The organism is Microvirga ossetica, from assembly GCF_002741015.1.
Taxonomy (GTDB): Bacteria; Pseudomonadota; Alphaproteobacteria; order Rhizobiales; family Beijerinckiaceae; genus Microvirga; species Microvirga ossetica.
Genome location: NZ_CP016619.1, coordinates 343,389 through 358,943, shown reverse-complemented (window position 1 = coordinate 358,943; position 15,555 = coordinate 343,389). Strand labels below are relative to the sequence as shown.

Here is a 15,555-nt window from a genome sequence, read left to right as displayed (position 1 = left end):
GATTCTCCCGGCAGGCTTTGGCATGACGCCACACAGCCCGAGCGCCCCAGCACTCTTGACTGAGTGCAGAGAGAAAATGGGCGCATTTCATGAACACCACCGAGAACAGGCCTCCCGTCATCCTCGTCGTTGAGGATGAAACATTGCTACGAATGCTTGCAGGGGACATCCTGACCGACGACGCGGGCTACAGGGTCATTGAAGCTGTCAACGCGGACGAGGCCCTGATCATGCTCGAAAGCCGGCACGACGTGCGCCTGGTCTTCACGGATGTCAACATGCCGGGGTCGCTGAACGGCTTTGCGCTGGCTCGCATCGTGGACATGCGGTTCCCGGGGATCAAGGTCATTGTCACATCAGGACTGGCCCGGCCCGGTGTGGGAGACCTCCCGAAGGGCAAGCGGTTCCTGCCCAAGCCCTATGCGCCTTCTGCTCTGATCACCATGGTGCAGGAGATGCTAGGCGAGACGGCAAAGCCTGCCATGGTCCCGCTCGATACGGTCACGGTTGAGCAAGGTTCTCCGGTTCTCCCGACGGCCATAAAGATCAGACGGATGCACAGCGGCATTGGTGCTGTGGGCGGCCTCGCACAGCCCCTCCCCGGGCCGGAAGAATAAACCTTTGTCGGTGCGGATTCCCGAACAGGAAAGTGAAGATTAGCGCGATCAGGCTCAATGGGCGAGGCGCTGGCCGATCCAGTCCTGGGCTGCGTCCAGCGTGGCAAAAGGTGGGGTGGTTGGGACCATCCAGCCGACCATAGCCTGCTTTCAGATACAAGTGACCTAATATGCTGTCATGCCGCTGGCCAAGGTGGGTCAGTACCGCCACCAGCCGTTGCTTGCCATCGAGGACCAGCATGCCCTCTTCATCGCTGCCAGTGGCAACACGCATGGGCTGAAGGGTGAAGGTCATGCGGCAGTCTGATTGCTCTCAAGGTGCAGGTAGCGCGGGGTGAACGCGCCCACTTCCTTCGACTTGTCCGATTCAGGAACGGTCAGCCGGTCGCCGCTCAACTCGATCAGACCGTCAGCCCGCATCTGCTGGAGAACCCGGTTGACGTGCACCGGCGTGATACCCATTGCATCCGCGAACTCGCCTTGGATGATGGGCAGGGCACAGCTATAGTCCTCTGCCAGACCAACGGCTCTGAGGCGCACCAGCACCCCGCACAGCACATGCGCTATGCGCTGGTAGGCTTCGCGGCGTCCGATATTCATCACTCGTTCCGGAAAGATCGATGCATCCATCGATGAGGGTCTCGCGCCAGAAGGCTGCGGCGAGGCGTGGATGGCGCTCGCAGAGGTCGTGCAGGTCCTCATGGGTAATGAACCCCACCCGGCATTGGGTGAGGGTACTGACGCTGCTGTCCAGCACCTTCAGGTGCAGACCTGTTTGTGGCACCAGGTTGAAAGTCATCTTACATTGCACAAGGGCAGGATTCTACTGGACCGGGCCGCACTCAGTCAGAGTTTGGTGTTGCCACATGCCAGGGATTTTTCGCGGTTGTCACAAGGCTCAAGGTAGAGTTTGCCGCAGAAGCGGCACTCTTTGAGTTCAGCTCGGGCTTCGGCAGGTCTCACCTTGTGAGCCGCCGCTCTGGCGGCAATCCCATCAAGGATAGCCTGAGCGGCATCGTTTGGTTTCTTCATGGGTTCGTCCTCCAACCGCGAGAGGCCCGCGGGCTACAAGTCAGAAGGTCACCCGCTGCCGCCGCGCAGGGATGCTGGAAAACCGGCTCCGTGGCGCAGGCCGCTCTTGGTGCAGCCTAGGCCGCCAAGGTGCTCTGGGCCTCGACGCGGGCCGCCTCGACCCCCATCGCATTCGATCCCGTGTGATCCTCCGAGGGCGTCTCGCTGTCATGCGAGTCAAAGAAGCAGCGAGGCATGGGGTGCTCCTTTGCCTAAAGGCGGGAGCACTCGCATCTCTCAGTCGGCAACAGCCTGAACGCTTGGCTGCCGATGACCTTTATGTAGGCTCTTCAACCCTGATTGCGAGCGGGGCCATGGATGACCACACAGCGCCATGGTCGCGGAAGGCCGTTCATGGATGGGTCGCAACGCAGCCTGGCCAAGCATCGTCGAGATGACCCGCGTGTTTCCGGTGAACCCCTTGATCCCGATCAGAGGGCCTCGTGCTTGACCAGGTGCAGGTAGGTCGGATCGAACTCGCCCACCGTCGTCAGCCCCTTCCAGTTCAGCACCCTCAGGGTTTGCCGTGCAGAGCGATTAAGCCTGCACTCCGAACATCCTGGAGCACCCGGTTGACGTGCACGTTTGTAGGTGACTGGCTGTGCGGTTGCTGCTGGCACCGCCCAGTCGAGCATCGTACGACCAGCGTCGTCCATCACGCGCAGAGCATCGGTGCGGGTTGGCCAGTATCTCATCCCGGCAAGGCGCCTGGCGAATGCCAAAGCCGCGGCACCGTCAGCAGCGGCAATAGGCAGTGTTCCGATGATCTCGGGAACACCGCGTCGAAACCTCTTGAACTGGACCAGGAATGTCATGGCAACCTCCTCAATGCGGAACTTCTCCAAGGAACGCCTCAGAGGCTGACTGAAAACTCTTGGAACGCATCCTGTGGCTGCATCCTGGCAGGAAAAGGAAGCTCAATCAGGTCCAACCGGGACTGATTTTCACCGTTTCACGTGTGGGGAGCGCCAGGAAAACACCTCGGATGCAGCGGATAGCTGCATTTTGAGTCAGACTCTCAGCTCGACTTTGGCCAATTTCGCGGGCCAGTAGGCCACCTGCGGGTCAGTCCGGATCGGCAAATCTCACAAGGCTCATGAGCGCGTCCATTACGGCAATCCGATAGATTGCGGTAGCAAACCGGCGATCATTGGCAATTGCGTCGGCATCGCCATGCACGCGCTCCAGCATGGTGTCGAACACCTCCTCCATCATCTCCACATCCACCGGCACGACAACCCCACACGTCATCGCAAAGGCCTCCGGAGTACTCAGCCGCATCGCCAGCGATGTGCCAGGATGAGCCGTCTGCTCCAGATGCTCATCGACCAGCCAAACCTCTTCCTGGCGCATGAGATCCAGCACCACCAAGCCGGCCGTCTCGTGGCGACGCTCAACCCGCCAGACCGAGAAGCGGGCCCGCAGCAGAGCCTGCAGCATCACGTCCTCATCCGAGCCGGGCACCACGACAGCGTTGCGGGTATAGCGGTCCATCCCGCGCGAGCGGCCCGGCGGGGCGGTGTAGAGAGCCAGGTCGTAGGCCAACGTCACCTCGTCCAGGCTCTCGGCCACCAGCATCTTGCCAGCCGTGAGCCCCAGCCGGCGCGCCTGCTCCATCAGGGCCGAATCCGGTACGCAGCGAAGAGCCTCGTTGTGATGGTGGGTGCTGATCGCGCGGAGATGACGATAGCGCGTCAGGATCTCGGTCCGACCCATTTCGGCCATGGCGACCTCCCAGGCTCTTGAGCCTGATTGTGGGAGATCGTGGCCATGCCCGTCCAGCCCCATGTTCCTGACCTCCTGTCCACCTGGCTGGCTCCGTTCCGGTCCGGCCTGACCGGACCAACCTTCCGCCATGCCCTTGTGCTCGTCCTGGGGGCTCTTCTCACCCCGGGCCGTCGCACCGTCACGGCCATGCTCACCGTTGTTGGCCTCGCCCGCACCCGCAGCTTCACGAACTATCACCGTGTGCTCAACCGCAACCAGTGGTCCAGCCGCGAGGTGGCGCGCCGTCTGCTCGGCCTGCTGGTGGCAGCTTTTGTGCCGACCGGGCCAGTGGTGATTGGCCTGGATGACACCCTTGAGCGTCGCTGGGGTGCCCGGATCAGGGCCCGTGGCATCTACCGGGATCCGGTCCGCTCCTCCCATGGCCACTTCGTCAAAGCCTCGGGATTGCGCTGGCTGTCCATCATGATGCTCGCTCCCATCCCGTGGGCCGGTCGCGTGTGGGCCTTGCCCTTCCTGACGGTGCTGGCGCCCTCCGAGCGCTTCTCGCGTGAGCATCGCCAGCGTCACAAGGCGCTCACGGACTGGGCCCGACAAGCCCTTCTCCAGGTCGCCCGCTGGCTGCCGGACCGGCGCCTCGTGGCAGTGGCTGATCAGAGCTACGCGGCGATTGAGCTGCTGAACGCGGTTCGGCATCGCCTGTGCATGATCACGCGCCTGCGCCTGGATGCGCGCCTGTTCACGCCGGCTCCGCGCCGTCGGCCCGGAACCCGAGGACGCCCTCGCGTTGTTGGTCAACGTCTTCCGAGCCTGGCCGAACGCCTGGCCCATCCCAAGACGGCGTGGCGGCAGGTTTGGGTCGACGGCTGGTACGGCGGTGGCGAACGCCTGATTGAGTTCATCTCGGGCACGGCGATCTGGCACCATCCCGGCAAGCACGTGCCGATCCGCTATGTTCTGGTGCGGGACGTGGCCGGCCTCCTCAAGCCACAGGCGTTTCTGTGTACGGACCTGCAAGCCGATCCTCTTGAGATCGTGCGCTGGTTCGTGCGGCGCTGGAGCACCGAGGTGACCTTTGCCGAGGCTCGCAGACACCTGGGGATGGAGACGCAACGCCAATGGTCGGACAAGGCGATCGCCCGCACGACACCAGCCCTGCTGGGGCTGTTCTCGCTGGTCAGTCTCTGGACCGCTGACCCCGCCATTCGGCGCTTGGCTCGCCCGCAGTGTGCCGCTTGGTACAATAAGCGCACCATCACCTTCAGCGATGCTCTGGCGGCCGTCCGACGCTCGCTCTGGGCCGCCGCAGTTTCTGATGCGTCACGCCGGCCCGCCAACATGACAAAAGGCCAAATCGATGTTCTGAAGCGATTGACGGCGACACTCTGCTATCCAGCATAAATGGCCAAAGTCGAGCTCAGGCCTGAGGCAAACCAAGTTGCACTGCCTGAGCAGCGCTGACCTGATCCTGCAGGCAGAAGTTACATTAAATCTATTATAAGAATATGGGAACTCGCTACCTGAATAAAACAGCGCCTAATCTAAATATAGAACTTAGGTAATCTGTTTATCTGTGTTACGTTGACTTTGAGGATACAAAACTTTCTTCCGCTATCCCAAGGGAAACATCATGCAAACCCCTGAATGGCTGAAGCCTGGCCTCTAAGGCGCCGCCTGTGGCGCTGTCGCGCTTGCCGTCATCGGGTTCTCCTGGGGCGGTTGGGTCACCAGCGGCACGGCTCGCACAATGGCCGCCGATCAGTCGAAAGCCGAGGTAGTCACGGCTTTATCCCTGATCTGCGTTGATCAATCGAAGCGTGATCCACAGCTTGCCGAGCGTGTTGCTGCCATCAAGACCGCCTCGCCCTGGAACAGGGGCGACCTCGTGATGAAGAACGGGTGGGCGACAATGCCCGGCACCATGGAAGGCAACAGCCAGGTGGCCAAAGATTGCGCCGACAAGATCGCCGCTTAGGAGCAGCTCATGCGCACAACACGAGAGACTATGACCTTCGATCACCCCTTCTCACTGACGGCCGTGGACAAGGTACAACCCGCCGGCACATATACTGTCGACATTGACGAGGAACTGATTGAGGGTCTGTCGTTCCTCGCCTACCGGCGCGTTGCGACCACCATCTACCTGCCCCTCATCGAAGGGAACCACGGCTCGGTCCAGGCGGTCAGGGTCGATCCTCGAGAATTGACGGCAGCCCACCAGGAGACGCCGCCAGCCTGAGGCGGCATCAACCACCTTTGCGGACACCGGCATCGTCAACTGAACTCTCTCAGGAGCGACCATGAGCACCAACACGTCTGCTGGCTTGTGTCGGTGCTCATGCAAATGGTGTAGGCGAGCTGCAGGCACGTCTCGCGCGAAACAATGCTGATGTCGCGGCTCTGTGCGAGACAGAGCCTCTATAGTGTTTATCATCGAGTTTTTCGGTTTCGAGACACAGGCGAAGCTCCTGTGACCCTGGATCGGGTTGAACATGACGCAACGGATCTGGAGGACGCCAAAGTGAGAGCCCTGTCCCTCTTTGAGACGTTGGATATGCCGCAGACGCCGGATGCCATGCGGATCCTGGATCACAATGGCGATGAGGTGTTTGCCTGGGGTCCAGAGCGCCCCAGCGCCTAAGCAGCGATTCGGTGGTTGGCCAACGGATGGCGACTTCGCTCGCAATTGAGCATCGCGACCGCCTCGTGGATGGCATCATCGAGGGTCTCTGGACCCGCGAAAGTCTGGTGAGCAAGATGATGCTGCTTCAGATCGCGCCAGAGCTCTTCGATGGCGTTGAGTTCGGGAGCGTACTTTGGCAGCCATTCGACCGTGAGCCAGGGCGCCCGCTCGGCGAGGGCGGCGCGCGTCGCCTTGCTGGTGTGGATCGGGCCATTATCGAGGACGAGCACGATCGGCTTCGTCGCACGAGCGGACGTTGGGCCATACTGCGTGTCGATCTGGTCCAGCAGCGCGATGAAATCGGCACTGCGCTTGCTCCGGCTGGTGCGCACGATCAGGTCCCGCGGGGCCCAGTCGAGCAGACCGAGCATCGCCACCTTGGCGGCTTGGCCGGGCGCTGGAATGCGCAGATCCGCGCCCTTCTTGGCCCAAGCATGGGCGAGATAGGGGTGGGTGAGCGCTTCGGATTCATCCCCGAACAAGAGCACGATATCGCCCGCCTCGGCCTGCGCCTTCAGGAGCTTGCGGCGCAGGCCAGCGCGGTCCACGGCGTCTGCATCCTGGCGGCCCTTCAGGGTATGGCGCGGCCGGCGCCAGCGGAAATCCCCTTTTGGCGCAACACGACCGAGAGCCGTGAGCGCGAGATGCGCACGCCGGAGCGCTTCTCGATCTCGTCGGCCAGCCGCGGCAAGGTCCAATTGGGGCGATTTGCGACCGATCCCGCCAGAACCGCCTCGGCCACCGCGAGCGCCCGCTCGGCCTTGACCGGTGCCGGTCCCGGGGCAACGGATCGCCGCAGCGCGTCGACCCCACCCGTCATGAAAGCGCTGCGCCAGAGCCGCACGGTATCCTCGCGCACGCCGAAGGCCTCGGCGATCCGCGGGCTCGTCCAGCCCGCCAGGGTCAGCAGGAGCGCCCGCGCCCGATCCGCCTCGCCCCGATCGCGCGAGTGGCTGAGAGCCATGAGCTCACGCCGCTGCGCGGCGCTTGCGACAACAGGGGATTTGCCCGCCATGATCCGCATCCCGAACCAAACTATGAGATGGAATCACAGACAGCATCCGTTGGCCACCCCGCTGAAACCTGCTTAGATCCGGAACTGCCTCTCCTCGCAGGTTGTTCGCCCGCATTGAGGCCCCCAGGAGAATAGCTATGGTCAATGTTCATTACAGGATCGTCGAGCACGAAGACGGATGGGCCTACAAAGCCGGGGATGTTTTCTCGGAACGCTACGCCACCCATGAGGAAGCACGCGAGGCAGCGGAGCGAGCTGCCGCCGAACAGAGGCTGCCGGGCGCGACTGAAGACATCGAGTACCAGGACGAAGCGGGTGACTGGCACGAAGAAGTCTCTCAGGGAAAGGATCGGCCGGAGACCGACGTCACCGGATAAGCGGAGAGGCACCCCTCGAAGCGCGGGATCTTGAGCAATGGCTTGGCCCGCCGCGTCGCGGCCCACAATGGCCTCTCCCTGCTTGATCTGACTAAGCCCCAGTGCGCGGTATTTGCCACGGTGTTTGTCCTTGGGCTACCCTTCACCATGTGACAAGAGGGAAGATGCTTTGCGACGGCTCGTTGTCATCTCCAACCGCGTGGCTATCCCGGACGCTACCGGAAAAGCCGCTGCAGGAGGCTTAGCCGTGGTCCTCGGGGTTGACCGGCTGGATTACTCAAAAGGCATTCCTGAGCGGATGGAGGCTTTCGAGCGCTTTCTGGTCAGCCATCCGGATCAGCGGGGACGGGTGACCTATCTGCAGATCGCCCCAACAAGCCGCAGCGAAGTGCCCGAGTACGCAACCCTCAGCCGAGACGTGAATGAGACGCTGGGGCGGATCAACGGCTCCTTGGGAGAGCCTGGCTGGGTGCCGATCCACTATGTGACCAGCACCTATTCTCGCGCGGTCCTTGCTCGCCTTTATCGGCTGGCCCGGGTCGGGCTCGTGACCCCCATGCGGGATGGGATGAATCTCGTGGCCAAAGAATACGTGGCGGCTCAGGACCCGCAGGACCCCGGTGTTCTCATTCTGTCGAAATTTGCCGGGGCTGCTGAGGAGTTCACCGATGCACTCATCGTCAACCCGAACGACAAGGTCGAAGTCGCGGAGGCGATTCAGCACGCGCTGCACATGAGCCAAGAGGAGCGGATCGCTCGCTGGCAGGCGATGCTGAAGATTCTTTGGAATTCCGATGTCTCACGGTGGGCGGCGGCATTTATCAAGGATCTGGCCGCCAACAAGGCAAGCAGAGCCCGCAGCAGAACGGGGCTGGCGAAAAAAGAGAATGATGATCACTAAGGGCTGAACAAAGAGCACCGTCGGATCTGTTGCAACGCAACCTCTGCGTAGAGGCCAATGCGGCCGGATCGATCGCATAACGATCGATATCGTGTAGGTGAGCAGCCCGACCGATCGTCATTCAGCGCCTCCTGCTGCGACCCGCAGCGGCACTGCCGCCACGTGGCCCGCTGCGGCTCGATGGGTTGCTGCTGCTTTCCTCAACCAGCTTGCGCCAACGGGTGAGACGCTCCGGGTCCAGCACACCTGCGGCGACGGCACCCTGGACGGCGCAGCCTGGCTCGTGGGCGTGGGTGCAGTCGCCGAACCGGCACAGAGGGGCAAGCTCGGTAATTTCAGCGAACAGGGTCCCGATGCCAAAAGCCGCATCGCTGACACGGAGCGTGCGCATGCCCGGCGTGTCGATCACCCATCCGCCACCGGCAATGGCATGAAGCGAGCGCGAGGTTGTGGTGTGGCGTCCTTTGGCATCGTGTTCGCGGATTCCTCCGGTTTGCTGGGCCAGCTCCTGCGTCGGGCCTGCCAGTGTGTTCACCAGCGTCGATTTGCCGACACCGGAGGAACCGACCAGCGCCACTGTCTGCCCGATACCGCACCATGGGGCTAAGGTGCGTGTTTCGCGTGATCGTGAGCAGCGATTTCGCGGCACCGTGAGCAACGATTTCAGAGGATCGTGAGCACCTTTTCGGAGGTGCCGGGAGCTTCGGCCGACAACTCAACCGGCTACGGGTGCCTCGTTCAACCCACGAGGAGGCCCGATGCCAACCCAGAGATTGTCGATGCGCCGGATCCGAGAAGTACTTCGTTTAAGACATGTCCAAGGCCTGACCGAGCGCGTCATCGCGCGCACGCTGGGGATCAGCAATGGCGTCGTTCATGGCTACCTGCGCCGCGCCCGTCTGGCAGGGCTGAGCTGGCCGCTGCCGGACGGGCTCGATGACGACGCGCTCGAACTCCTGCTGTTTCCGGCACCATCCTCGGCTCAGACCGATCGGCGCCCGGTCCCCGACTGGGTTTATGTCGAGAAGGAGCTGCGCCGGCGTGGCGTGACGCGCGTGCTGCTCTGGGAGGAATATCGCGCCGCCCATCCCGATGGCTTCGGCTACACCTGGTTCTGCACCACCTACGAGGCCTGGAAGGGGCGCGTTCGCCCAACAATGCGCCAGACCCACAGGGGCGGCGAGAAGGTGTTTGTCGATTTTGCCGGCGACACCATCGACGTCTTCGATCCGCTGACCGGCCAAGCCCATCCCATGAAGCTGTTCGTCGCCGCCATGGGCGCCTCCAACTACACCTATGCCGAGGCCTGCGCGAGCGAGAGCCTGCCGGACTGGATTGCCGTGCACGCCAACCTGTTTGCCTTCCTGGGCGGGGTTCCGAAGTTCGTGATCTGCGACAACCTCAAGGCGGCGGTGACCAATCCCGACCGCTACGATCCCGGCCTCAACCGCACCTATGCCGAGATGGCCGGCCATTACGGCACCGCCATTCTCGCGGCGCGGCCGAGACGCCCGAAGGATAAGGCCAAAGTTGAGGTCGCGGTCCAAATCGCCCAGCGCTGGATCCTGGCCCGGCTGCGCAACCATCGCTTCTTCGCGCTCGCCGAGCTCAATCGCGCCATTCGCAGCCTGGTCGTCGAACTCAACGCCCGCCAGATGCGCGGCTTCGGCTCCAGCCGGGCCGAACTCTTTGCCGAGATCGACCGGCCCCGGCTGGGAGCGCTGCCAGACGAGCCCTACGTCTTCGCCCGCTGGAAGCGCTGCCGCGTCGCGCCGGACTACCATGTCGAGGTCGACGGCCACTGGTACTCCGTGCCCTACCGCCTGATCCGGGAACTCGTCGATGTGCGCCTTGCCGGTGCGACGGTCGAGATCTTCCACAAGGGCCAGCGGGTCGCCAGCCATGCCCGGGCGCCGAACCGGCGCGGCCACACCACCGTTGCCGAGCATATGCCGAGCGCCCATCGCCGCCACGGCCAGTGGACCCCACGAGGCCTGATCGCCGCCGGTGAACGGATTGGGCCCTCCGTCGCGGCTTTCTTCGAGGCGGTGATCGCCGACCGTCCACATCCCGAGCAGGGCTTCCGCACCTGCCTCGGCATCCTGTCGCTGGCCAGGAGCTATGGCGACACCCGCGTCGAGGCCGCCTGCCGGCGCGGCCTCCTCATCAAGGCACGCTCCGTCGCCTCGATCCGGTCGATTCTCAAGAATGGCCTCGACCGCGCCGTCGTTGACGAGACGCCCGACCACGAACCCCTGCGCCACGGCAACATCCGCGGCCAGGGTTACTTCCACTGAACCCAGGAGACCCAACCGATGCTGACCCATCCCACCCATGAGCGCCTGATCGCGCTTGGCCTGACCGGCATGGCCAAAGCCTTCGAGGAGCAGCGACGATTGCCCGATCTCGACGCTCTGTCCTTTGAGGAGCGCATCGGGCTGTTGGTCGACCGCGAAGCGGCCGAGCGCGACACCAAGCGTCTCACCGCGCGGCTCAAGTTCGCGGCGCTGCGCCAGAACGCCTGCGTCGAGGACGTCGATTGGCGAACCCCGCGCGGCATCGATCGCGCGGTCTTTGCCCGGCTGGTTGTTGGCGACTGGATCGACCGGCATGAGAATGTGCTGATTACAGGGGCGGCCGGCCTCGGCAAGAGCTGGATCGCCTGCGCGCTCGGCCACAAGGCCTGCCGGGATAACCGCTCGGTGCTCTACCACCGCGTGCCGCGCCTGTTCGAGGCATTGGCGCTCGCGCGCGGCGACGGGCGCTATGGCCGCCTGCTCAAGGCCCTCGGTCGCGTACAGGTGCTGATCCTCGATGATTGGGGCTTGTCAGTGCTCACCGGGTCCGAGCGGCGCGATCTCCTGGAAATCCTCGACGATCGTCACGGCCGCTCATCGACCATCGTCACGAGCCAGGTTCCCGTGGACGCATGGCATGACCTGATTGGGGATCCCACTCTTGGAGACGCAATCTTGGATCGTCTTGTTCACAATGCCCACCGCCTTCAACTCGCCGGAGAAAGCATGAGAAAGCAGAACGCCAGAGCCCGCCCTCTTGACGGCGACCAAATCTCCTGACTCCATCACCCCATCGGTCGACGCGACCGCTCATGATCGCGTGAAATGCCTGCTCACGATCCCACGAAATGAGCGCTCACGATCCGCGAGATGCGCAGCTAAGGCAGTCGCGGCATCCCGGGAGCGGGGGTTCAGCGTCACGACGGCCAGCCCGCGTTGCAGCGCCATGGCCTGCTGTTCATACGCCCGCGCATCCGTCACGGTGTCAGCTTTGGTCAGCAGGATCACCGGGGTGGTCCCGGCCTCGTTCGCCAGCGCCAGATAGCGTTCCAGCCGAGCGGGGTTGAAATCAGCATTGCATGAGGTGACGATGAACAGCGTGTCGACATTGGCGCCAGCGAGCTGCGGTGTCTTGCTGCCTTCGGTGCGACGCTCCAGCACTGTCTTGCGGATCAGTCGGCGCTGCAGCAATCGGGTTTGAGGGTTGGCAAGCACCCAATCCCCCACGGCAAAGTCGCCGGTCTGGCTGTGAACCGGAAGTGTCAGCTCGACTGGCCCGGTTGGAGAGATGGCGGTCAGGCGGGCGCGGTGGACCGTGGCAACACGGTGCGGGGCGAGATCTGCCTCGGACGCGAGGCCATCACACCCACGGCTATCCCGGCGCGCGGCTGGAAGGATATTCTCTGGCGCGTGTTCTGGTCGATTCCGGACGACCGCATCCTGTCGACCTCAGGTGGGGTCGCATTCTTCGCCCTGCTCGCCATCTTCCCGGCAATTGCCACAGTCGTGTCGCTCTACGGGCTGTTTGCCGATACCGGCACGATCAGGGGCCATCTGTCGCTTCTCGCCGGGGTTCTGCCCGGGGGCGTGCTGGAGCTCATCGGAGAGCAGGTCACCTTGATCATCACCCAAGACAGCGACGCACTCAGCCTTGCCTTCGTTGTTGGTTTTCTGGTGGCACTCTGGAGTGCGAACTCCGGGGTTGCAGCCCTCTTCGATGCCCTCAACGTGGTCTATGGCGAGAAGGAGAAGCGGAGCCTGGTTCGGTTCTATTCCACGACGTTCCTGTTCACCCTCGGCATGATCAGTGTCGTCATGGCGGCCATCGGCGCCGTGGTGGTTGCGCCCATCATCTTTACCTTCATGGGCTTTGCGACACCGGCCGAACAGTTCCTGGCCGTCCTGCGCTGGCCTGTCCTTCTTGTCGTCGTTTGTGCGTGGCTGGCTATGATCTACCGCTACGGCCCGAGCCGCGAGGACACCAAGTGGCGCTGGGTGACCTGGGGCAGCGTCATGGCGGCGATGCTCTGGCTCGGGGCGTCGATGCTGTTCTCCTGGTACGTCGCCAACTTCGACAGCTACAACAAGACCTATGGCTCACTCGGCGCCGGCGTCGGCTTCATGATGTGGATCTGGCTGTCGGTGGTGATTGTCCTGCTCGGCGCCGCGCTCAATGCCGAGATGGAGCACCAGACGGCTACGGACAGTACGCAGGGCGCTGCCCTTCCGCTCGGGTCTCGGGGCGCCAACATGGCGGATCACGTCGGCGCGTCGCACGCCTGAGGCCGGCACACAGACAACGCACGAGTTCATGGGAGACAGGCAGACTGCTGACGTCGACCATGCGGCCGACATCCACGACTATGTCGTTTGGATGCTTGGGCCGTTCTCGCCGAACCAGAACTTGACGCTGTCTGCAGCGCGATCGACGCTTGATATCGATACTTCCACCTCACAATACGCTTGCGCGAGTTGACGCGCTTGAGCAGTTCAGCAGGCGGCGGACGACTCACGGATGGATCGTCGCGTGGCAACGGGAGATCCGCTCGCCCATCATCTCTTTGAGTTTGCCTTTGGCCGTGACAATGACGTCGCGGCTGTTCTGAGCGTGGAAAAGGCAATAGACGAACGCGGAGCCGACGTAGATAAGGGCGGCCGTTCGGCCGCCCTTATCTATGCGTCACGGTCAATGATTACTGAATGATCTGCACGATCTGACGTGTGCGAGGATCCACGAGAACCGGGGTCTGGTTCACATAAGTGTAGCGATAACCAGGCACGTTATATTCCGCCGGAACTTCATAATAAGTCACGCCGGTCTCAGGCAGCACTGCGCCAACGCGGATATCCGACTCGTAGCGATAGGACTGCGGTACTTGCCTCACCACATACTGACGGAATTGCGGCTGCTGGTCTCCGACGATCCCTCCAACGATAGCGCCCCCCACTGCGCCAACAGCCGCACCAACCGGGCCACCCACGATTGCGCCACCGATTGCGCCAGTTGCCGCACCCGATGCGGCACCGCCAGGAGCGTTCGTCTGCGCAAATGCTGCGGCCGGTGTGAGTATTACGAGAACCGCACCAGCGAAAATGATTTTATTAAACATGATTAAACTCCAGAAAGCCAAATTGCAACATCAGGTCACAACATCCATTCTAAAGCTTAACCGATACGCAGAGCAATTGTTCCTCTTGAGGGCATCTTAAAAAAAATTATAATTACTTTGAGCTGGGACGTGCCGACAAAGCCAAAAATCATTTTCCTGAAATAAGCTTCAAGATAGCCAGGATTGTCCAACGATAAGCTGCCGGAGCTGACATGGCGCTCGAAAGTTTGGTGGCGCAGCACAAACTGCGGATGACTGCGAAGCGTAGCCGGCACAGCTTCAGGCGGCGATCACCCACGGCTGGGGTGGCATGGAGCGGACGCGCCCGTTCCGAGGTGCCGCGCCAACGTGGCGGGAGCGCCGGCACGAGCAAAATAAAGACATCAAGGTATTGGCGTCACGGGAAGGGTTTGCCTAAACTCCTGCACGTGTCCGACCAGGCTTGCCCTTGTGCGGGGATCGACAATGGCAATCGGTGCCGCAACTACGACCCCTGCTGCCCTTCCGACCGAAGACGCCAGGCCAGTGGTGGCACCGATAATCACATCGCCCGCACCAACCCGGGAGTCGGTGAGGACCTGTCCCCCCGCAAGCTGCCGACCAATGATCTGAACGACCTCAGGGCTTTCTGCAAACTTGCCATGGTTCAGGATGTCGCCGGAGTTCAGCTTGGTGAGGTTGAGAACCGTGATGTTCGATCGGTGCAGATCAGTTCGGTACGGCTCCTGATCCGGATCGATGGCTCCCAGCCTGACTGAACCGCCCCACACACGGCTCGATATGGCGAGAGCTCGGTCGTCCTGGGACACCAGCAGCGTGACATTCGGGCGATTAGGACCCATGTTGCTCACGGCTTCCCGTGCAAGATCGACATCGACATCGGGCGCGGCGAGCACGACATTGCGGATCTTGGGAGTGACCCTGCCGTCCCGGATCGCCATCTGGCGCAAGGCTTCGAGGGTCACGACGTTGCCCATCGAGTGGGCCAGAATCGAGATCTCACCCACGGCTGGATCCTTGGCCAAGGCCTTCAGCACGTCCTCGAGCGCGTTGCGGGAATAGGTGCTGCTTTCACGATCATATCCGTAGGCCAGGACACTGCCGCGGGACGGCCAGGTGAAGAGCACCGGAACGACCGGCGCTTGCGAGTCATGGATGATCTGGGCGAAGCGGAAGACCGCGTCATCAAACCGGTTGTTGAAGCCATGGATAAAGACGAGAACGCGGCGCTTCGGGATCTTGGTGACAGCCCGATTGAACCAGGCCATCGCCTGCTTCTGATTGATAACGTCTGCCTTGAGCGTCACGAACTCGGTCGCAGGACTGCCTGGAACGCGGCTTGGCCACTGCACTTCCCCGACCGTGCGGGCGCTTTCGGGCGGGATCGAAACCGTGATGTTGGCGAAGGACAGGCCTGGTCCACGGGCGCCGGAGAACATCTCGGAGGGCTCGGTAGGACTGCGCGTGGTCGCAACCAGCATGTCGACCTGGCTCGTCCCCGGAGCGGCGGCAGGAACCGGGACAAGAACACCCCTGAGGGTCGAGCAACCGCTGAGAGTGAGTGCAAAAGCAAGGCATATGCAGAACTTGAGGGAGGCTGAGGTCATGAACGGGTCCAGCGCCGGTGATGGCGATCATTTCGATATCACATGCAGCAGCTTTCAGGACCGTCTCCTCGCGCGAGACCATTGGGCGTGCCGCGAACTGTTCCAATCGCCTGACCCTGAAAACAAAAGGCCCCAAAACGGGGCCTTTCTCA

The 15,555-nt window shown here is 62.5% G+C and carries 16 protein-coding genes and 4 pseudogenes; 10 read left to right on the top strand and 10 right to left on the bottom strand.

Annotated elements, in window-relative coordinates; translation table 11 throughout:
- Positions 1-89: 89 nt before the first annotated feature.
- Positions 90-617 carry a response regulator gene (locus BB934_RS39720; RefSeq protein WP_099508433.1) on the top strand — a complete coding sequence of 176 codons (528 nt, stop codon included), beginning with the start codon at positions 90-92 and terminating at the stop codon, positions 615-617.
- A 291-nt stretch (positions 618-908) separates the two neighbouring features.
- On the opposite strand, the gene BB934_RS39710 is transcribed toward BB934_RS39720, so the two are convergent.
- The 4 genes from BB934_RS39710 to BB934_RS39700 all read right to left on the bottom strand — a co-directional run bounded on the left by BB934_RS39710 (position 909) and on the right by BB934_RS39700 (position 3,413).
- Positions 909-1,247, bottom strand: a complete 339-nt coding sequence (locus BB934_RS39710) for a Crp/Fnr family transcriptional regulator (RefSeq protein ID WP_210422133.1) — start codon at positions 1,245-1,247, stop codon at positions 909-911.
- Between the two features lie 216 nt (positions 1,248-1,463).
- On the bottom strand, positions 1,464-1,649 hold the full coding sequence (locus BB934_RS47990) for a hypothetical protein (protein WP_157934015.1): 186 nt from the start codon (positions 1,647-1,649) through the stop codon (positions 1,464-1,466).
- Between the two features lie 470 nt (positions 1,650-2,119).
- The gene (locus tag BB934_RS39705; RefSeq protein ID WP_157934612.1) at positions 2,120-2,503 is read right to left on the bottom strand and encodes a hypothetical protein; all 384 of its coding nucleotides are present in this window, start codon (positions 2,501-2,503) and stop codon (positions 2,120-2,122) included.
- 250 nt (positions 2,504-2,753) lie between these two features.
- Complete coding sequence (locus BB934_RS39700; RefSeq protein ID WP_099510067.1) at positions 2,754-3,413, bottom strand: DUF7986 domain-containing protein; 660 nt, start codon at positions 3,411-3,413, stop codon at positions 2,754-2,756.
- 45 nt (positions 3,414-3,458) lie between these two features.
- Here BB934_RS39700 and BB934_RS39695 point away from each other — a divergent pair, with 45 nt between their 5' ends.
- The 3 genes from BB934_RS39695 to BB934_RS39685 all read left to right on the top strand — a co-directional run bounded on the left by BB934_RS39695 (position 3,459) and on the right by BB934_RS39685 (position 5,652).
- Positions 3,459-4,814 carry an IS701 family transposase gene (locus tag BB934_RS39695; protein WP_099515649.1) on the top strand — a complete coding sequence of 452 codons (1,356 nt, stop codon included), beginning with the start codon at positions 3,459-3,461 and terminating at the stop codon, positions 4,812-4,814.
- A 346-nt stretch (positions 4,815-5,160) separates the two neighbouring features.
- A complete protein-coding gene (locus tag BB934_RS39690) occupies positions 5,161-5,388 on the top strand; it encodes a hypothetical protein (RefSeq protein ID WP_237050750.1) in 228 nt (75 codons plus the stop codon).
- A gap of 9 nt (positions 5,389-5,397) precedes the next feature.
- Complete coding sequence (locus BB934_RS39685) at positions 5,398-5,652, top strand: hypothetical protein (protein WP_099515155.1); 255 nt, start codon at positions 5,398-5,400, stop codon at positions 5,650-5,652.
- 398 nt (positions 5,653-6,050) lie between these two features.
- Here the strand turns inward: BB934_RS39685 and BB934_RS39675 are convergent, their stop codons facing one another.
- On the bottom strand, positions 6,051-6,794 hold the full coding sequence (locus tag BB934_RS39675; protein ID WP_237050034.1) for an IS630 family transposase: 744 nt from the start codon (positions 6,792-6,794) through the stop codon (positions 6,051-6,053).
- A gap of 134 nt (positions 6,795-6,928) precedes the next feature.
- A pseudogene (locus tag BB934_RS51300) lies at positions 6,929-7,060 on the bottom strand (helix-turn-helix domain-containing protein); the annotation flags it as partial.
- A gap of 188 nt (positions 7,061-7,248) precedes the next feature.
- Between BB934_RS51300 and BB934_RS39665 the strand changes: the two are divergent.
- Positions 7,249-7,488 (top strand): hypothetical protein, encoded by a 240-nt coding sequence (locus BB934_RS39665; protein ID WP_099515154.1) that lies wholly within the window; start codon positions 7,249-7,251, stop codon positions 7,486-7,488.
- 247 nt (positions 7,489-7,735) lie between these two features.
- Positions 7,736-8,389: pseudogene (locus tag BB934_RS39660) on the top strand (alpha,alpha-trehalose-phosphate synthase (UDP-forming)); the annotation flags it as partial.
- Between the two features lie 121 nt (positions 8,390-8,510).
- Here BB934_RS39660 and rsgA (BB934_RS39655) read toward each other — a convergent pair.
- Positions 8,511-8,996 (bottom strand): annotated as a pseudogene (gene rsgA, locus BB934_RS39655) (GTPase RsgA); the annotation flags it as partial.
- Between the two features lie 151 nt (positions 8,997-9,147).
- Here rsgA (BB934_RS39655) and istA point away from each other — a divergent pair.
- Positions 9,148-10,686 carry an IS21 family transposase gene (istA, locus tag BB934_RS39650; RefSeq protein WP_099509451.1) on the top strand — a complete coding sequence of 513 codons (1,539 nt, stop codon included), beginning with the start codon at positions 9,148-9,150 and terminating at the stop codon, positions 10,684-10,686.
- An 18-nt stretch (positions 10,687-10,704) separates the two neighbouring features.
- Positions 10,705-11,466 carry an IS21-like element helper ATPase IstB gene (gene istB, locus BB934_RS39645; protein ID WP_099509450.1) on the top strand — a complete coding sequence of 254 codons (762 nt, stop codon included), beginning with the start codon at positions 10,705-10,707 and terminating at the stop codon, positions 11,464-11,466.
- A gap of 93 nt (positions 11,467-11,559) precedes the next feature.
- On the opposite strand, the pseudogene rsgA (BB934_RS39640) reads toward istB, so the two are convergent.
- Positions 11,560-12,084 (bottom strand): annotated as a pseudogene (rsgA, locus tag BB934_RS39640) (GTPase RsgA); the annotation flags it as partial.
- Between rsgA (BB934_RS39640) and BB934_RS39635 the strand changes: the two are divergent.
- Together BB934_RS39635 and BB934_RS47985 are read left to right on the top strand one after the other, a co-directional pair.
- A complete protein-coding gene (locus BB934_RS39635; RefSeq protein ID WP_237050749.1) occupies positions 11,995-12,969 on the top strand; it encodes a YihY/virulence factor BrkB family protein in 975 nt (324 codons plus the stop codon). The pseudogene rsgA (BB934_RS39640) and the gene BB934_RS39635 sit on opposite strands and share 90 nt — an antisense overlap.
- Positions 12,970-13,201: 232 nt before the next feature.
- The gene (locus tag BB934_RS47985) at positions 13,202-13,390 is read left to right on the top strand and encodes a hypothetical protein (RefSeq protein ID WP_157934611.1); all 189 of its coding nucleotides are present in this window, start codon (positions 13,202-13,204) and stop codon (positions 13,388-13,390) included.
- Here BB934_RS47985 and BB934_RS39630 read toward each other — a convergent pair.
- Both BB934_RS39630 and BB934_RS39625 read right to left on the bottom strand, forming a co-directional pair.
- On the bottom strand, positions 13,380-13,796 hold the full coding sequence (locus BB934_RS39630; protein ID WP_099515152.1) for a DUF1236 domain-containing protein: 417 nt from the start codon (positions 13,794-13,796) through the stop codon (positions 13,380-13,382). The genes BB934_RS47985 and BB934_RS39630 overlap by 11 nt on opposite strands.
- A gap of 383 nt (positions 13,797-14,179) precedes the next feature.
- Complete coding sequence (locus BB934_RS39625) at positions 14,180-15,403, bottom strand: alpha/beta hydrolase (protein ID WP_099515151.1); 1,224 nt, start codon at positions 15,401-15,403, stop codon at positions 14,180-14,182.
- Positions 15,404-15,555: the final 152 nt, after the last annotated feature.

Excerpts from the sequence above, each read along its gene's own strand:
- BB934_RS39630 (WP_099515152.1), bottom strand. The coding sequence starts at position 13,796 with ATGTTTAATAAAATCATTTTCGCTGGTGCGGTTCTCGTAATACTCACA.
- BB934_RS39720 (WP_099508433.1), top strand. The coding sequence starts at position 90 with ATGAACACCACCGAGAACAGGCCTCCCGTCATCCTCGTCGTTGAGGAT.
- BB934_RS47985 (WP_157934611.1), top strand. The coding sequence starts at position 13,202 with ATGGATCGTCGCGTGGCAACGGGAGATCCGCTCGCCCATCATCTCTTT.
- BB934_RS39705 (WP_157934612.1), bottom strand. The coding sequence starts at position 2,503 with ATGACATTCCTGGTCCAGTTCAAGAGGTTTCGACGCGGTGTTCCCGAG.
- BB934_RS39690 (WP_237050750.1), top strand. The coding sequence starts at position 5,161 with ATGGCCGCCGATCAGTCGAAAGCCGAGGTAGTCACGGCTTTATCCCTG.
- BB934_RS39695 (WP_099515649.1), top strand. The coding sequence starts at position 3,459 with ATGCCCGTCCAGCCCCATGTTCCTGACCTCCTGTCCACCTGGCTGGCT.
- istA (WP_099509451.1), top strand. The coding sequence starts at position 9,148 with ATGCCAACCCAGAGATTGTCGATGCGCCGGATCCGAGAAGTACTTCGT.
- BB934_RS39710 (WP_210422133.1), bottom strand. The coding sequence starts at position 1,247 with ATGGATGCATCGATCTTTCCGGAACGAGTGATGAATATCGGACGCCGC.
- BB934_RS47990 (WP_157934015.1), bottom strand. The coding sequence starts at position 1,649 with ATGAAGAAACCAAACGATGCCGCTCAGGCTATCCTTGATGGGATTGCC.
- BB934_RS39665 (WP_099515154.1), top strand. The coding sequence starts at position 7,249 with ATGGTCAATGTTCATTACAGGATCGTCGAGCACGAAGACGGATGGGCC.
- istB (WP_099509450.1), top strand. The coding sequence starts at position 10,705 with ATGCTGACCCATCCCACCCATGAGCGCCTGATCGCGCTTGGCCTGACC.
- BB934_RS39700 (WP_099510067.1), bottom strand. The coding sequence starts at position 3,413 with ATGGCCGAAATGGGTCGGACCGAGATCCTGACGCGCTATCGTCATCTC.
- BB934_RS39685 (WP_099515155.1), top strand. The coding sequence starts at position 5,398 with ATGCGCACAACACGAGAGACTATGACCTTCGATCACCCCTTCTCACTG.
- BB934_RS39625 (WP_099515151.1), bottom strand. The coding sequence starts at position 15,403 with ATGACCTCAGCCTCCCTCAAGTTCTGCATATGCCTTGCTTTTGCACTC.